The sequence below is a fragment of the Pseudalgibacter alginicilyticus genome (assembly GCF_001310225.1).
GTDB lineage: Bacteria > Bacteroidota > Bacteroidia > Flavobacteriales > Flavobacteriaceae > Pseudalgibacter > Pseudalgibacter alginicilyticus.
The window spans coordinates 1763720-1780326 of the sequence record NZ_CP012898.1 but is presented as its reverse complement, the minus strand read 5'-3'; the positions used below and the strand labels follow the sequence as shown (position 1 = coordinate 1780326).

Genomic DNA, 16607 nt, shown 5'->3' with positions numbered 1-16607 from the left:
AGAAAATGCAAACATTTAGAACAGAAATAGAAAATCCAATTGTTGAAAAAGATATTATTGATTTAGCCAATAAAATTCAACTTTTCAATAATGGTAAAATAGACGAAGAAAAATTTAGAAGCCTTCGTTTGGCACGTGGTATTTACGGCCAAAGACAAGAAGGGGTACAGATGATTCGTATAAAATTACCATACGGAAAAGTAAAGAGTAATCAATTACGTCGAATTTCAGATGTTTCAGATGAGTATTCTCGTGGTCGTTTGCATATAACTACCCGACAAGATATTCAAATTCATTATGTAGATATTCAAAGAACGCCTGAGCTTTGGGCGCAACTTGATCAAGATGATATTACAATACGTGAGGCTTGTGGAAATACAGTACGTAACGTGACGGCTTCAGAGTTAGCAGGTGTAGATGTAGATGAGCCATTTGATGTATCACCGTATGCTGATGCTATTTTTCGTTATTTTTTAAGAAATCCTATTAGTCAAGAAATGGGGCGAAAGTTTAAAGTGTCTTTTTCTTCTTCAGATTCGGATACAGGGCTTTCATACATGCATGATTTAGGTTTTATAGCTAAAATTGAAAATGGAGAGCGTGGTTTTAAGGTTATGATTGGTGGTGGATTGGGATCTCAACCTCGTGAAGCAGATGAATTATATAGCTTTATATCAACAGATAAAATTATTCCTTTAATGGAAGGTGTTGTACGTGTTTTTGATCGTTATGGAGAACGTAAAAGTCGTGCTAAAGCACGTTTGAAATTCTTAATTAAAGACATTGGACTTGATGCCTTTAAAGCTTTGGTGGATCAGGAGCAAAAAGCTATAGAGTTTAAATCAGTTGCTATTGATGCCGATGCTTATGTAACTTCAAAACCTGTAGAGATTAATGAGATTCCTCAAGTAACAATAAAAGATCAAAAAGCTTTTGAAACTTGGAAATCAACAAATTTAATACCTCAAAAGCAAGATGGGTATGTTGCCATTGGAATTAAAGTGCTTTTAGGTGATTTTTATACAGATAAAGCACGTTTGTTAGCAGACTTAGTAGAAAATTATGCAGCAGGTGAAATACGTTTGTCATTGCGTCAAAACATTATAATTCCTTTTGTGAAAAGAGAATTAGTACCATTTTTCTACACTGAATTAGAAAAATTAGGTTTTGCAAATGTTGGTTATAATAAAGCGGTAGATATTACAGCATGCCCAGGAACTGATACTTGTAATTTAGGAATTGCAAGTAGTACTGGAATTGCAGATGAGTTGGAGCGTGTTATAAAAGCAGAATACCCACAATATCTTGAAAAAGATGATTTAGTTATAAAAATAAGTGGATGTATGAATGCTTGTGGACAACACAATATGGCAAATATAGGTTTTCAAGGAATGTCGGTTCGTACACCAGATAAATTAGTAGCACCAGCATTACAAGTATTGTTAGGAGGAGGGAACCTTGGGGACGGAAAAGGTGTTTTTGCGGATAAAGTGGTAAAAGTACCAAGTAAAAGAGGCCCTGAAGCATTGCGAAGAATTTTAGATGATTTTGAAACAAATGCAAATGGTAAAAGTTTCTTTGATTACTATAAGGTAACAGGTGAACGTTATTTTTATGATTTATTAAATGATTTGCAAGATGTTACTAATTTAACCCAAGATGATTTTATCGATTGGGGAACAAGTGAGGAATATGTTAAAGAAATTGGTATTGGCGAATGTGCAGGTGTGGTTATCGATTTAATTGCCACTTTATTTTATGAAAGTGAAGAGAAAATTGAAAATGCTAAAGAATCTTTTGATAACAATGTATATTCACATGCTATTTATCATGCTTATAGTTCTATGGTAAATTCTGCAAAGGCATTGTTAATAGCAGACAACAAAAGGACTAATACGCATGCTGGTATTATTAGTCAGTTTGATGAGTTGTTTGTTGAAAGTGGAAAATTAGATTTAGGAACTGCATTTTCAGAATTGATTTATCAAATTAATAAAAATGCACCAACTAAGGATTTTGCATCTAAATATATAGAAAATGCTAACCAGTTTTTGGCTAAGGTTAGAGCATTTAGAGAAGAAGAAAGCAAGCTTGATCAATAACAAGCTGTTTAAAATATAATATGAGTTTTAAAACCCCAAAATTAACAGTTGTAGGAGCCGGACCAGGTGATGTGGAGCTGATAACGATTAAAGCTATTAAAGCCATTGAGTCTGCTGATGTCATACTATTTGATGCGCTTATAAATGAAGCGTTATTAAAGTATGCACGAAAAGATGCTGAGGTTATTTTTGTGGGTAAGCGTAAAGGATGTTATGCTTTTCAGCAAGAACAAATTAATGAATTGATAGTTACAAAAGCTCATGAGAAAGGACACGTTGTGCGGCTAAAAGGTGGCGACCCATTTGTTTTTGGTCGTGGGGCAGAAGAAATAGATTATGTCAAACAATATGGTATAAATACTTTTGTTGTACCTGGCATTTCATCATCCATTGCGGCTCCAGCATATCAAGGTATTCCTTTGACAAAACGCGGTGTTTCAGAGAGTTTTTGGGTGGTTACAGCTACTACAAAAGCCCATCAATTATCAAATGATGTGGCCTTAGCGGCTAAGTCAACAGCAACGGTTGTTATATTGATGGGGATGCACAAGTTAGATGAAATTGTTACTGTTTTTTCTGCTGAAGGTAAACAGGATGTGACGGTAGCCATTATTCAAAATGGTACTAGAGAAGATGAAAATGTTGGTATTGGTACTATTGAAACTATTCAGCAAGTTGTAAAGGAAAAACAATTAGCTTCGCCAGCCATTATTGTTATTGGAGATGTTGTAAAACAACGTGTGGTTTTAAATTCTATTTGTAATGAAATAGCCATAAAGGAATAGGCTGTGGAAAGAAATAATTTATACCCTATATTTTTAAAAACACAGCGTTTAAATGTGCTGATTGTTGGAGGAGGGAATGTAGCAGAAGAAAAGTTGACATTTTTATTAAAATCTAGTCCAGATGCCAATGTAACAATGGTATCGCCCATGTTTAGAGAAGGAACTGTTGAGGTTGCAAAAAGAGGCAATGTTAAATTAAAAGAGACAAAATACAATAAACGCTTCTTAAAAGGAAAGCATATGGTTGTTGCTACGACTGATGTTCAGAAAGTAAATGTGAAAGTTTATAAACAATGTAGAAAACGCAGTATTTTAGTAAATGTAGCAGATAATCCACCCTATTGTGATTTTTATATGGGTGGTATTGTAACTAAAGGCAATGTGAAAGTTGCGATTTCAACAAATGGTAAATCGCCAACAACAGCCAAGAGGTTGCGTCAGTTTTTTGAAGATGTTATTCCAGAAAATGTAGACGATTTGGTCCAGAATTTGAATGAATATAGAAAAACAATAAAAGGTGATTTTGAACAAAAAGTGGAAACACTCAATGAATTTACCAAAGGATTAATTGAAAAAAAAGAGTAAATACTTATAAAAAAAAGTAAAATGATTAAAACAGATATACTAATAATTGGCGCGGGGCCAACAGGTTTATTTACAGTATTCGAAGCTGGATTATTAAAATTGAAATGTCATTTAATTGATGCATTGCCACAACCGGGAGGACAATGTTCTGAAATTTATCCCAAAAAACCTATCTACGATATTCCAGGGTTTCCAGAAGTATTGGCTGGAGATTTAACCAGAAATTTGTTAGAACAAGGAAAACAGTTTGAACCAGGGTTTACTTTGGGAGAACGTGCTGAAACTATTGATAAGCAGGAAGATGGGTCATTTATAGTCACTACAAACAAAGGAACACAACATCAAGCACCTGTGGTAGCTATTGCAGGAGGATTAGGGTCTTTTGAGCCAAGAAAACCTGCTATTGAAGGTATAACAGATTACGAAGACAAAGGGGTTGAATACTTTATTAAAGATCCAGAAGTTTACAGAAATAAACGTGTCGTTATTTCTGGAGGAGGAGATTCCGCATTAGATTGGAGTATCTTTTTAGCAGATGTAGCATCTGAAGTAACACTAATTCATAGAAGAAATGAATTTAGAGGGGCTTTAGATTCTGTTGAAAAAGTTGGAGAATTGACTAAAGAAGGTAAAATTAATTTAATAACTCCTGCTGAGGTTACAGAATTACATGGAGATGGAAAGATAGAAGCAGTAACTGTCGTAAAAGAGGGTGAGGCTACAAAGTTAGAAACTGATCACTTTATACCGTTATTTGGGTTGTCTCCTAAATTAGGTCCTATTGGAAATTGGGGCTTAGAAATAGAAAAAAATGCTATCAAAGTAGATAATAGTTTAAATTATCAAACTAACATTCCTGGTATTTTTGCTATTGGAGATGTGAATACCTATCCAGAAAAGTTAAAATTAATTCTTTGTGGTTTCCATGAGGCTACATTAATGTGTCAAGCAGCTTACAGAATTATTAATCCAGGCAAAAAGTATGTTTTAAAGTATACAACGGTTAGTGGTATTGATGGTTTTGATGGTTCTCGCAAAGAAGCTCCAAAAGCCGTAGTACAAGCAATTAATTAAGTTTTTTTAAATAAGAACGACAAATACAATCCTACAAGGTTTTTTATATCCTTGTGGGATTTAATGTTTAAATATAGAGAGTTTTAAAAGGATAAGTTTTACTTTTATAAATTCAAATTTTACAACAAATAGTACAGATGAAAAGTTATAATGTTTGTTTAAAAGATACTGTTAAAACGTTTACAAAACGGTTGTTTTACTGCTTATTTGATTGTGAGCAAGAAGAGGCTCATAATGATTATTTAGAAAATACGTTCTTAGAAATACTATCTAAATTAGAAATTGAAAACGGTAAATCTATTTGGGAAACCTTTAAATCTGAACTTCCTGAAATTAGAAGAAAATTAGATTTAGATGCAATTGCTTTTGAGAGTAATGACCCAGCTTCACATAGCTTAGCAGAAATTTATATGGCATATCCAGGGTTTTATGCTATTTCTATTTATAGGTTGAGTCATGCACTTTATAAATTAAAGGTTCATATTTTGCCAAGAATGATGAGTGAATTTATTCATGGCATTACAGGGATCGATATTCATCCAGGAGCAACAATTGGCAATTCTTTTTATATTGATCATGGAACAGGAATTGTTATTGGTGAAACATCTATTATTGGTGAAAACGTTAAAATTTATCAAGGGGTTACCCTCGGGGGGATATCAGTAGCAAAAAGTTTGGCTTCTACCAAAAGACATCCTACAATTGAGAACAATGTGTGTATTTATGCCAATGCTACCATTTTAGGTGGTGATATTGTTATTGGTGCCAATAGTATCATTGGTGCCAATGTTTGGATTACACAATCTGTTCCAGAAAATTCATTAGTAACCTATCAAACAGAAATTAAAATTAGACCGAAAAATAATGGTATACAATAAAACAATTTTAGACCAAATAGGAAATACACCAATCGTAGAAGTAAGTCATATTATTTCAAAAAAGGGTGTTAGGCTCTTTTTAAAATTGGAAGGTGATAATCCAGGAGGAAGTGTAAAAGATCGCGCTGCTTTCAATATGATTAATGAAGCGCTTAAACGTGGCGATATTAAAAAAGGAGGTACTTTGGTTGAGGCAACCAGTGGTAATACAGGTATTGCATTAGCATTTATTGCTAATTTATTAGGGTTGAACATGGTGTTGGTTATGCCTGAAAACTCTACTGAAGAACGGGTTAAAACCATGCGAGCTTACGGTGCTGAGGTTATTTTAACAGCTGCTGATATAGGTATAGAAGGGTCTAGAGATTTAGCTTACAAATTGAGAGATGAAAAAGGTTATATACTTTTAAATCAATTTGAAAACGATGATAATTGGAAAGCACATTATAAAACTACGGGACCCGAAATATGGAAAGATACTGAAGGCGAAGTTACTCACTTCGTTTCTGCTATGGGAACTACAGGAACAATTATGGGGGTTTCAAGTTATTTAAAAGAACAAAATAAAGATATAACTATTGTAGGAGCACAACCTGCAGATGGGGCTAAAATTCCTGGGATAAGAAAATGGTCGCCAGAATATGTGCCTAAGTTCTTTAATCGTTCTAAAGTAGATGTAGTGGTAGATGTAAGAGAAGCGGATGCCAAAAAAATGACCCAACGTTTAGCTAAAGAAGAAGGTGTTTTTGCTGGTATGAGCAGTGGAGGTTCTGTATTCTGTGCATTACAAATTGCAGAATCCATAGACGAAGGTGTTATTGTTGCAATTATTTGTGATAGAGGCGATAGATATTTGTCATCAACCCTGTTTGAATAAGGGCGATAATTTATATGATTTATTGTGATAACAAGAATATAGTTGTTATTTTTGTCAATTAGTTCATAAACGTATTAATAATGTTATCAAGAAAGGTAGAGGGAATAGACCCGTTGAAACCTTGGCAACCCTTTATCAGCCCTGATGCCTATCGGGGTATTAAAGAAGGTGCTACGTTCTACTAATATTTTATAGTATTAGAAAGATAACGAAAAGTGTTTCTCTAACTTTTCTGATAGTATTTTAAAAATAATAAAGTGTCAATGTCAAACATACATCAAGCATTAAAAGAACGTATTTTGGTTTTAGATGGTGCCATGGGTACCATGCTACAAGCCTATAAGTTTACGGAGGAAGATTTTAGAGGTGAGCGTTTTAAAGATTATCCTACACCATTGCAGGGTAATAACGATTTGTTATCTATTACACAGCCAAAAGCTATTAAAGAGATCCATGCTAAATATTTTGAGGTAGGTGCAGATATTGTGGAAACCAATACTTTTTCTGGAACTACTATTGCAATGGCTGATTACCAAATGGAAGATTTAGTATATGAACTAAATTATCAATCCGCTAAAATTGCAAAAGAAGTAGCAGAGGAATTTACAGCTAAAGAACCTCATAAACCCCGTTTTGTTGCGGGTTCCATAGGGCCTACAAATCGTACAGCAAGCATGTCACCAGATGTTAATGATCCTGGGTACAGAGCTGTAACGTTTGATGAATTACGAATTGCTTATAAACAACAGGTAGAAGCTTTGGTTGATGGTGGTGTTGATTTACTTTTAGTTGAAACTGTTTTTGATACACTTAATGCAAAAGCAGCATTGTTTGCGATTGAAGAAGTAAAAGAAGAACGCAATATAGAGATGCCTATCATGCTTAGTGGTACTATAACAGATGCATCAGGTAGAACTTTATCTGGACAAACTGCCGAGGCATTTTTAATTTCGGTATCACATATTCCTTTGCTATCTATAGGGTTTAATTGTGCTTTGGGTGCTAATTTATTGCAACCTCATTTAGAAGCTATAGCAGCTAAAACTGATTTTGCAATTTCTGCACACCCTAATGCAGGCTTGCCCAATGCTTTTGGAGAGTATGATGAAACTCCAGAAGAAATGGGGGAACAAATTGAAGAATATTTAAAAAGAGATTTAATAAATATTATTGGAGGTTGTTGTGGTACAAATCCAGAACATATAAAAGTAATTGCAAATATTGCATCAAAATATAAACCTCGCACTATTACCCTAAGCGCAGTCGAAGGGTTTCATTAAAGGGAGTTCAATGAAAGTGAAGCAAACAAAATACATGAAGTTATCAGGGTTAGAACCACTAGTCTTGAATGAAAACAGCAACTTTATAAACGTTGGAGAACGAACCAATGTAGCGGGGTCTCGAAAATTCCTTCGGTTAATTAAAGAAGAAAAATTTGATGAAGCTTTAGATATTGCTAGGCATCAAGTAGATGGTGGTGCGCAAATTATAGATATTAATTTTGATGATGGATTGATTGATGGCAAAGAGGCTATGGTTCGTTTTTTGAATTTAATAGCAGCCGAACCAGATATTTCTCGCGTGCCTATTATGATTGATAGTTCAAAATGGGAAATTATTGAAGCAGGTCTTCAAGTAGTACAAGGTAAATGTGTGGTGAATTCTATTTCACTTAAAGAGGGCGAAGAAAAATTTATTTGGGAAGCCAAGCGATTAAAACGCTATGGAGCAGCCGTGATTGTTATGGCGTTTGATGAAATTGGGCAAGCAGATAATTATGATAGACGCATTGAAATTTCAAAACGTTCTTATGATATTTTAGTGAATAAGGTAGATTTTCCTTCTGAAGATATCATTTTCGATTTAAATATATTTCCTGTAGCAACAGGTATGGAAGAACACCGCAGAAATGCTATTGACTTTATTGAAGCCACACGTTGGGTGCGTGAAAATTTACCAAATGTAAGTGTTAGTGGAGGTGTGAGTAATGTTTCTTTTTCATTTCGTGGAAATGATGGGGTGCGTGAGGCTATGCACTCTGTGTTTTTGTATTATGCCATTCAAGCAGGTATGAATATGGGAATTGTAAATCCAGCACTTTTGGAAGTTTATGATGATATTCCTAAGGATTTATTAGAGCATGTTGAAGATGTTATTTTAGATAGGAGAGAGGATGCTACGGAGCGTTTATTAGATTTTGCTGAAACGGTAAAGGGTTCAAAAACGGAAAAAACAGTAGATTTATCTTGGCGCGACAATCCGCTACAAGATAGAATTACTCATGCTTTAGTAAAAGGTATTGATGCTTTTATTATTGAAGATATTGAACAAGCTAGACAAGAAGCTGCTAAACCTATTGAAGTGATTGAAGGTCATTTAATGATTGGAATGAATGTGGTGGGGGATTTGTTTGGTGCTGGTAAAATGTTTTTGCCACAGGTTGTAAAATCTGCCCGTGTTATGAAAAAAGCAGTGGGTTATTTAAATCCATTTATAGAAGCTGAAAAAACAGATAAACAAGAACCTGTTGGGAAAATACTAATGGCCACAGTAAAAGGTGACGTGCATGATATTGGCAAAAATATAGTGAGCGTAGTTTTAGCTTGTAATAATTATGAAATCGTGGATTTAGGTGTTATGGTGCCACCTGAAAAAATTATAGAAATGGCCATTAGCGAACGTGTAGACGCTATTGGTTTGTCTGGTTTAATTACACCATCATTAGATGAAATGGTATATTTAGCCAAAGAAATGCAACGTCAAAAATTTGAATTACCACTATTGATTGGTGGTGCTACAACATCAAAAGCGCATACGGCAGTAAAAATTGACACCCAATATCAAAATGCTGTGATTCATGTAAATGATGCTTCAAGAGCAGTAACGGTAGTTGGTGATTTATTGAATAAAAAATCATCGCATGAATATGTTGCTAAATTAAAGGCGGATTATGATGAATTTAGAACTAAGTTTTTAAAACGTGGTAAAGAAAAATCATATATTTCTATTGACGAAGCTCGAAAAAGAAAATATAAAATTGATTGGGAAACTTCCGAAATTGTTAAGCCTAACGAAATGGGAGTGCAGATTTTAAAAATTTTGAGTTTAAAAGAATTATTACCATTTATAGATTGGAGTCCATTTTTTAGAAGTTGGGAGCTCCATGGTAAGTTTCCTGATATTTTAACAGATGAAGTTGTAGGAGAACAGGCAACTGTTATGTATGATGAAGCTCAGCAAATGATCCAACAAATCATAGCAAAACAGTTATTAAAACCAAAAGCAGTTTTTGGTTTGTTTGAAGCCAATTCAATTAATGACGATGATATTTCTGTTCAAAAAAAGGGTGAAGAAATTGCCGTTTTTAGAACACTACGTCAGCAATTGAAAAAACGAGAAGGTATTCCTAATCATGCATTGGCTGATTTTATAGCACCAAAAAAATCTGGCAAAACGGATTATATTGGTGTATTTTGTGTAAGTATTTTTGGAGCACAAGAATTAGCTGAAAGTTATAAAGAAAAACAAGATGATTATAATGCTATTATGGTACAAGCTATAGCAGACCGATTTGCTGAAGCTTTGGCTGAATATTTACATAAACAAATTCGTACCAAGCATTGGGGCTATGCTGCAAGTGAGGATTTAACCAATGATGATTTAATAAAAGAAAGTTATAAAGGTATTCGTCCAGCTCCAGGTTATCCTGCTTGTCCAGACCATTTGGAAAAAGAAACTATCTGGGAATTGTTACAGGTTGAAAAGCTTATTGGAGTTAAGTTAACAGAGAGTTTAGCCATGTGGCCAGCTGCGGCGGTATCAGGTTATTACTTTGGAAATTCAGAAGCCAAGTATTTTGGTTTAGGTAAAATAACTGATGATCAACTTACTGATTATGCAGAGCGAAAAGGCATAACCAAGGAAAAAGCAAGAAAGTGGTTGCACCCTACGTTAGCTGAAGAATAAGAAAGTCTTTTTATTTACTATAGAAAAGAAAATTTAATATAAAAAGTAAAATATAATACAAAATTTCCCGGTAAGCGTTTCTCTTCTTAGAAGGGATCAAGGGAGGCTCATATGAAAGTAACAGATCACATAAAAAATGCAAACGGAAAAACATTGTTTTCGTTTGAGGTTATACCACCCAAAAAAGGAACAAATATCCAAGATTTGTATGATAATATAGATCCCCTAATGGAGTTTAAACCACCATTTATTGACGTAACCACTTCTCGAGAAGAGTATGTTTATATTGATAGGGGAAATGGACTTTTGGACAAACGTATCACACGTATGAGACCAGGGACAGTTGGTATTTGTGCATCCATTATGCATAAGTATAAGGTAGATGCCATTCCGCATTTGCTTTGTGGTGGATTTACAAGAGAGGAAACAGAATATGTTTTGGTAGATTGTCATTATTTGGGACTTGATAATGTAATGGCCTTGCGTGGCGACTCTATGCGTGAAGAAGCTTATTTCAAACCTGTAAAAGGAGGTAATGCTTATGCTAGTGAGTTGGTGTCTCAGATAGCGGATTTGAACAGGGGTAAGTATTTACACGATGATTTTAAAGTAGAACATAATTCAGATTTTTGTATTGGTGTTGCAGGTTATCCAGAAAAACACATGGAAGCCCCATCGTTAACAACAGATTTAAAGCGTTTAAAAGAAAAAGTGGATGCAGGTGCCGATTATGTGGTAACTCAGATGTTTTTTGATAATAATAAGTACTTTGAGTTTGTTGACAAAGCACGTGCAGCTGGTATTAATATCCCGATTATACCAGGTATAAAACCAATTGCTGTAAAAAGACATTTGCAATTATTGCCACAGGTTTTTAAAATTGATTTGCCTCAAGATTTAATTGATACTGTTGAAGACTGTAAAGATAATAAGGCAGTAAGACAGGTAGGTATTGAGTTTGCTATTAAACAATCCAAAGAATTAAAAGCTGCTGGTGTGCCAGTATTGCATTATTATTCTATGGGGAAAAGTGATAACATACAAGCTATTGCTGAAGCACTATTTTAATTCATTTATATTGGACAAGTAAGCATTTCTTTAATGAAGCACTTTTTAACCTATATTTTTTTATTTATTTTTTTTATGTCTTTTTCGCAGGAAAAGGAGCATACATCTTACTTAGATTTAAATTATTTTAGAGGAAATATTGCATTACATAATAATGATATTGCTCATATTATAAAAGGGCATCCAGAAGGCTATATTTTAAGTTGGAATAAAAAAACTTACGGTTTTAAAGATTGGGAACAACGCTTTAATTATCCAGATTATGGTGTCACCTATTCATATCAAAACATGAAAAATGATATTTTAGGTTCGGTGGCATCAGTTTATGGACACTATAGTTTTTATTTTTTAAACAGAAATGTTATGTTTCGTATTGGTCAAGGTTTGGCCTATGCTGAAGAAATATATGATAAAGATGAAAATTATAGAAATATTGTATATGGAACCCACCTTATGAGTAGTACCTTTGTGATGCTGAATTATAAAAAAGAACGCCTTATTAATAGGTTTGGGTTACAGGCTGGATTTTCATTAATTCATTATTCTAATGCCAATGTGAAAGCTCCAAACGGAAGTACAAATTCACTAACCTTCAATTTGGGTGTGACCTATAATTTAGATGATACAGAACTTGAATATCAGCATACTTTAGCAGATAACGATAAGCAATATTCCCAGCCAATTAAATATAATCTTGCCTTTAGAACTGGAATAAATGAAAGCGATGTGGTAGGAAGTGGACAATTTCCATTTTATGTTTTTTCAGCGTATGCAGATAAGCGTTTCAATAGAAAAAGTGCTATACAGTTAGGTACTGATGTGTTTTTTTCCAATTTTTTAAAAGAATTGATTTTTTATAGAAGTGTTGCATTTCCTAACGATGGTGTTTCAGGAGATGAAGATTATAAACGTGTTGGGGTTTTTGCAGGTCATGAGTTATTTGTAAACAGAATATCATTGATTACACAACTGGGGTACTATGTGTATTATCCATTTGATTTTGAAGGAAAAACCTATTTAAGAATTGGCTTAAAACGTTATTTTGGCGACAAATGGTTTGCAGCCATGACATTAAAATCTCATGGAGCAAAAGCGGAGGCTGTTGAATTTGGAATAGGAGTACGGTTATGAAAAAAATAATTTATATACTACTGTTAAGTTTTATTTTTGCTTGCGATAGTGAAAATGCCAATGATTGTTTTCAAAAAACAGGAAGTGTCATTCAGAACGAAATGACGGTAAATACTTTTAATAAGATATTAGTTAACCGGGATATAGAATTAATTTTAAAAGAAGGTCCAATTCAAAAGCTTGTTGTAGAAACAGGTGAAAACTTATTTAATGATGTTGAAGTAAGTGTTGTTGATGAACAATTAATTTTAACAGATAATAACTCATGTAATTATGTTAGAGATTATGGTATTACTAAAGTTTATATAACTTCACCAAATATTACTGAAATTAGAAGTTCTACGCAGTATGATATTAGTTCTGAAGGGGTTTTAACCTATCCGGACTTAACAATTTTATCTGAAGATTTTTGGGTTCCTGGAGCTTTTACCGTAGGAAATTTTAATCTAAATATTGATAATGATAGCCTAACTGTGGTGTTTAATAGCCTTTCCAATTGTTTTGTGACTGGCAAAACCAATGCGTTAGATATTGGCTTTTATGCAGGTACTACAACTCGTTTTGAAGGAAGAAATTTAGTGGCACAAAATGTAAAAATATATACGCGTTCTTCTAATGATATTATTGTTAATCCACAATTAGAAATTACGGGTGTTATAACAGGCACTGGCGATGTGATTTCTGTAAATACACCGCCAATAATTACTGTTGAAACACCTTATCGAGGCCAATTAATTTTGGAGTAAATGCATAGCCTGATTGGCAATCTCTAATTCTTCATTAGTAGGAACCACTAAAATTTTTGCTTTTGAATCATCTGTATTAATGGTTCGAATAGCTTTTATTCCAGAATTGTTTTTTTCGGTATCTAAATTAATACCTAAAAAGTCTAAATCTTCACAAATAAGTTCTCGCATATATTTTGAGTTTTCACCAATACCAGCAGTAAATACAATTGCATCCAACCCGTTTAGAGCAGCAGCGTAACTTCCAATATATTTTTTTATGCGATAAGCGTTCATTTGTAATGCTAAAGTACAATCTTTATTGCCTTTAGCTGCCATAGCCTCAATATCTCTTAAATCACTATAACCTGTTAAACCTAACATACCACTTTGTTTATTTAAAAGGGTATTTATGTCTTTGAGGCTATATTTTAATTTGTCTTTTAAATAGAAAATAATAGAAGGGTCAATAGCACCAGAGCGTGTACCCATTATTAATCCATCTAAAGGAGAAAAGCCCATAGAGTGGTCTATGCTTTTTCCATTCTTAATAGCAGTCATGCTACAGCCGTTACCTAAATGAATGGTGATAATTTTAGATTCTTTTTTTTCTAAAAATGCAATGGCTTTTTCTGATACGTATTTGTGACTAGTACCATGAAAACCATATAAACGAATATGATGTTTCTTTAGAAACTCATTAGGAATAGCATATTTGTAAGCAAATTCTGGAATAGACTGAAGAAATGCAGTGTCGAAAACAGCTACTTGTTTTGCATTAGGAAAAATATCTTCAGCAACAATGATACCTTCCAAATTAGCTGGGTTATGCAATGGAGCTAAAGAGGATAACGCTTTTATTTTTTCTTTGACCTCAATTGTAATTTCTACAGTATCACTAAAAAGATTACCACCATGGACAACTCTATGACCAACTACAGCAATTTCTTTAGGAGATTTTAGAACCCCTATTTTTTCATCTAGAAGGTGCTGAGCTACCATTTTTAGACCAGCTTTGTGGTTTGGTATTTTTGACTCTAACTCAATAGAATTATTGCTTGTTTTGAATTTGAAAATAGCATCATTAAAACCAATACGTTCAATAAGCCCAGAGCATAAAATAGTAGCTTCTGGCATAGTAAATAATTGAAATTTTAAAGAAGAGCTTCCTGAATTTAATACTAATACTTGCATGTTTAAAGTTCTTGTGCTTGAATGGCGGTTATTATAACGGTACTGTAAATATCATCAGCAGTACAACCGCGACTTAAATCATTTACGGGTTTGTTTAATCCTTGTAATACAGGGCCAATGGCCAGAGCACCAGTTTCTCGCTGTACAGCTTTATAGGTGTTGTTTCCTGTATTTAAATCTGGAAAAATTAATACACTGGCTCGTCCAGCGACTTCAGAATCTGGTAATTTGCTTTTTCCGATGCGTAAATCAACAGCAGCGTCATACTGAATTGGACCTTCAATTTTAATGTGAGATGCTTGTTTTTTTACAATTTCTGTTGCTTCTCTTACTTTTTCAACGTCAGCACCTTTTCCAGAGGCACCCGAAGAATAAGAAAGCATGGCTACTTTTGGTTCAATGCCAAAATCGGTTGTAGTTTGTGCTGATGAAATGGCAATTTCTGCCAATTCTTTAGCATTGGGGTTCGGGTTGATAGCACAGTCGCCAAAAACAGAAACCCTATCTTCTAAACACATAAAGAAAATTGAAGAAACAATATTAACTCCTGGTTTGGTTTTGATGAACTGAAGTGCAGGCCTTAGGGTGTGCTGCGTTGTATGTACAGCTCCAGAAACCATACCGTCTGCATGGCCTTTATAAATCATCATGGTTCCAAAATACGACACGTCCGTCATCATATCTTTGGCCATTTGTAAATTAACATCTTTATGTTTTCTAAGTTCATAAAGTGTGTTAACATAATCTTCAAAATAGGGTGATTTTGTGGGGGATACAATGTTAATGTCATTAGTATCTAAAATAATATCTAATTTTTCTATACGTTCTTTAATTTTGTCTTCTTCTCCTATAAGTGTTAATTCTACTACATTAGCATTAACTAATCGTGCAGTTGCTCTTAAAACTCGTTCGTCATAGCCTTCTGGAAGAACAATGTGTTTTTTGTTTTTTAATGCGCGCTGCAGTAAATTGTATTGAAACATTCGTGGTGTAAATATTTCTGATTGAAACGTAATTAAACGTTCTGCAAGTTTATCGGTATCTACATGTTTTTCAAATGTAGCAATGGAAGTAGCTATTTTTTCTGCGTTTTCTGAATATATTTTTGATTTGATTTTTCCAATATTATTTGTTACAGAATATGTGCCACCTTTAACGCTAATAATAGGTACAATACTAGAAAGACCTTCAATGAGTTTTAAAATGGAATCTTCAGGAATTAAACCACCTGTTAGTACAATACCAGAAACTTTTGGGTAATTTTTAGAAATATTGGCTTGTAGTAAACCAAGTATAATATCTGCCCTATCACCAGGTGTAATAACTAAGGAATTATCTTTTAAATGGGTTAAATAATTTCTTAATTGCATGGCTCCCACACTAAAGTTTTCGGTAAGATTGTTAAGCATATCTTTCCCAAAAAGTACAGTGCCATCCAAAGATTTTGCGATTTCCTTTACAGTTGGGCTGGATAAACTAGGTATTTTAGGTATAACTGAAATATTGGTATCATGGTTTATTCTAGCTCTTAGCAAATCTTTTATTGTTACAAGGTCATCTGGATTCACTTTATTGGTCATAATCGAAAGCACATCTACTTCTTGTTTAAAAGTATCATGAGCTAATTGTACGCTTTCCACAATTTCTTTAACACCTTTTTTGTCACCTTGCGTTACAATTATAACGGGGAGTCCTAAATTTTTTGATATTAAAATATTTAAATCTAATTCAATACTGGAATTGTCATGAGAAAAATCGGTGCCTTCTAATAAAACAATATCAAAACGAGCTTCTAAATATTTGTACTTTTTGATGATTTCATCAATAACCTCACCAGACTTTCCTTTGTTGTATAAATCTAATACTTCATTTCTAGTGAATGCGTAAGTGTTTTTGTAATTAATATCAATTTCAAAATGAGAAAGTACAGTGCCAATATGGTTATCCATTTCTCCAACTTCTAAATCATCAATAATAGGTCTAAAATACCCTACTTTAGCGGTTTTGCCTAATAGCATACGCATAAGGCCAAGAACAACGACTGACTTTCCACTGTTTGGCTCAATGGTAGCTACATAAATACCTTTACTCATTAGTTTCTTTTTTTTGTGTTGCAAATATAATTTTTGTTTTTTTCAACAAAAACGATACTAAATTAAAAATGTTTTTGCAAAACTACTAGCTATATTAAATGTCAATTATGATTTATGTCATGCTTTATA

13 protein-coding genes and 1 riboswitch are annotated in these 16607 nt (G+C 33.6%); of the genes, 11 read left to right on the top strand and 2 right to left on the bottom strand.

Features of this window, described 5'->3' with window-relative positions; genetic code table 11:
* Positions 1–5 precede the first annotated feature (5 nt).
* The 11 genes from APS56_RS07395 to APS56_RS07345 all read left to right on the top strand — a co-directional run bounded on the left by APS56_RS07395 (position 6) and on the right by APS56_RS07345 (position 13212).
* Positions 6–2102: a HEPN domain-containing protein gene (locus APS56_RS07395; protein ID WP_054726700.1), complete on the top strand. Its 2097-nt coding sequence runs from the start codon at positions 6–8 to the stop codon at positions 2100–2102.
* Positions 2103–2122: 20 nt separating this feature from the next.
* A complete protein-coding gene (cobA, locus tag APS56_RS07390) occupies positions 2123–2887 on the top strand; it encodes a uroporphyrinogen-III C-methyltransferase (RefSeq protein ID WP_054726697.1) in 765 nt (254 codons plus the stop codon).
* Positions 2888–2890: 3 nt separating this feature from the next.
* Positions 2891–3472: a precorrin-2 dehydrogenase/sirohydrochlorin ferrochelatase family protein gene (locus tag APS56_RS07385; protein WP_054726694.1), complete on the top strand. Its 582-nt coding sequence runs from the start codon at positions 2891–2893 to the stop codon at positions 3470–3472.
* A 21-nt stretch (positions 3473–3493) separates the two neighbouring features.
* Entirely contained in the window at positions 3494–4546 is a 1053-nt protein-coding gene (locus tag APS56_RS07380; RefSeq protein WP_054726692.1) for an NAD(P)/FAD-dependent oxidoreductase, read from the top strand.
* Between the two features lie 137 nt (positions 4547–4683).
* Positions 4684–5424, top strand: a complete 741-nt coding sequence (gene epsC, locus APS56_RS07375; protein WP_054726690.1) for a serine O-acetyltransferase EpsC — start codon at positions 4684–4686, stop codon at positions 5422–5424.
* Positions 5411–6301 (top strand): cysteine synthase CysM, encoded by an 891-nt coding sequence (gene cysM, locus APS56_RS07370; protein ID WP_054726687.1) that lies wholly within the window; start codon positions 5411–5413, stop codon positions 6299–6301. Before epsC ends, cysM begins: the two co-directional genes overlap by 14 nt.
* Before the next feature lie 80 nt (positions 6302–6381).
* Positions 6382–6513: riboswitch (SAM riboswitch) on the top strand.
* Between the two features lie 51 nt (positions 6514–6564).
* A complete protein-coding gene (locus APS56_RS07365; RefSeq protein WP_054726684.1) occupies positions 6565–7581 on the top strand; it encodes a homocysteine S-methyltransferase family protein in 1017 nt (338 codons plus the stop codon).
* Positions 7582–7591: 10 nt separating this feature from the next.
* Positions 7592–10267 carry a methionine synthase gene (gene metH, locus APS56_RS07360; protein ID WP_054726681.1) on the top strand — a complete coding sequence of 892 codons (2676 nt, stop codon included), beginning with the start codon at positions 7592–7594 and terminating at the stop codon, positions 10265–10267.
* Positions 10268–10378: 111 nt separating this feature from the next.
* The gene (metF, locus tag APS56_RS07355; protein ID WP_054726679.1) at positions 10379–11335 is read left to right on the top strand and encodes a methylenetetrahydrofolate reductase [NAD(P)H]; all 957 of its coding nucleotides are present in this window, start codon (positions 10379–10381) and stop codon (positions 11333–11335) included.
* 33 nt (positions 11336–11368) lie between these two features.
* On the top strand, positions 11369–12466 hold the full coding sequence (locus APS56_RS07350) for an acyloxyacyl hydrolase (RefSeq protein WP_054726676.1): 1098 nt from the start codon (positions 11369–11371) through the stop codon (positions 12464–12466).
* Positions 12463–13212, top strand: coding sequence for a head GIN domain-containing protein (locus APS56_RS07345; RefSeq protein WP_054726673.1), 750 nt, complete (start codon positions 12463–12465; stop codon positions 13210–13212). The genes APS56_RS07350 and APS56_RS07345 overlap by 4 nt, the downstream gene beginning before the upstream one ends.
* Here the strand turns inward: APS56_RS07345 and APS56_RS07340 are convergent.
* Together APS56_RS07340 and pta are read right to left on the bottom strand one after the other, a co-directional pair.
* The gene (locus APS56_RS07340) at positions 13198–14385 is read right to left on the bottom strand and encodes an acetate/propionate family kinase (protein ID WP_054726670.1); all 1188 of its coding nucleotides are present in this window, start codon (positions 14383–14385) and stop codon (positions 13198–13200) included. The genes APS56_RS07345 and APS56_RS07340 overlap by 15 nt on opposite strands.
* Positions 14386–14387: 2 nt before the next feature.
* Positions 14388–16478: a phosphate acetyltransferase gene (gene pta, locus APS56_RS07335; protein WP_054726667.1), complete on the bottom strand. Its 2091-nt coding sequence runs from the start codon at positions 16476–16478 to the stop codon at positions 14388–14390.
* Positions 16479–16607 lie beyond the last annotated feature (129 nt).

Bases quoted from the DNA above. Each gene is read 5' to 3' on its own strand.
- epsC (WP_054726690.1), top strand. From the start codon at position 4,684: ATGAAAAGTTATAATGTTTGTTTAAAAGATACTGTTAAAACGTTTACA.
- APS56_RS07345 (WP_054726673.1), top strand. From the start codon at position 12,463: ATGAAAAAAATAATTTATATACTACTGTTAAGTTTTATTTTTGCTTGC.
- cysM (WP_054726687.1), top strand. From the start codon at position 5,411: ATGGTATACAATAAAACAATTTTAGACCAAATAGGAAATACACCAATC.
- metF (WP_054726679.1), top strand. From the start codon at position 10,379: ATGAAAGTAACAGATCACATAAAAAATGCAAACGGAAAAACATTGTTT.
- APS56_RS07365 (WP_054726684.1), top strand. From the start codon at position 6,565: ATGTCAAACATACATCAAGCATTAAAAGAACGTATTTTGGTTTTAGAT.
- APS56_RS07350 (WP_054726676.1), top strand. From the start codon at position 11,369: ATGAAGCACTTTTTAACCTATATTTTTTTATTTATTTTTTTTATGTCT.
- APS56_RS07380 (WP_054726692.1), top strand. From the start codon at position 3,494: ATGATTAAAACAGATATACTAATAATTGGCGCGGGGCCAACAGGTTTA.
- APS56_RS07340 (WP_054726670.1), bottom strand. From the start codon at position 14,385: ATGCAAGTATTAGTATTAAATTCAGGAAGCTCTTCTTTAAAATTTCAA.
- metH (WP_054726681.1), top strand. From the start codon at position 7,592: ATGAAAGTGAAGCAAACAAAATACATGAAGTTATCAGGGTTAGAACCA.
- cobA (WP_054726697.1), top strand. From the start codon at position 2,123: ATGAGTTTTAAAACCCCAAAATTAACAGTTGTAGGAGCCGGACCAGGT.
- pta (WP_054726667.1), bottom strand. From the start codon at position 16,478: ATGAGTAAAGGTATTTATGTAGCTACCATTGAGCCAAACAGTGGAAAG.
- APS56_RS07395 (WP_054726700.1), top strand. From the start codon at position 6: ATGCAAACATTTAGAACAGAAATAGAAAATCCAATTGTTGAAAAAGAT.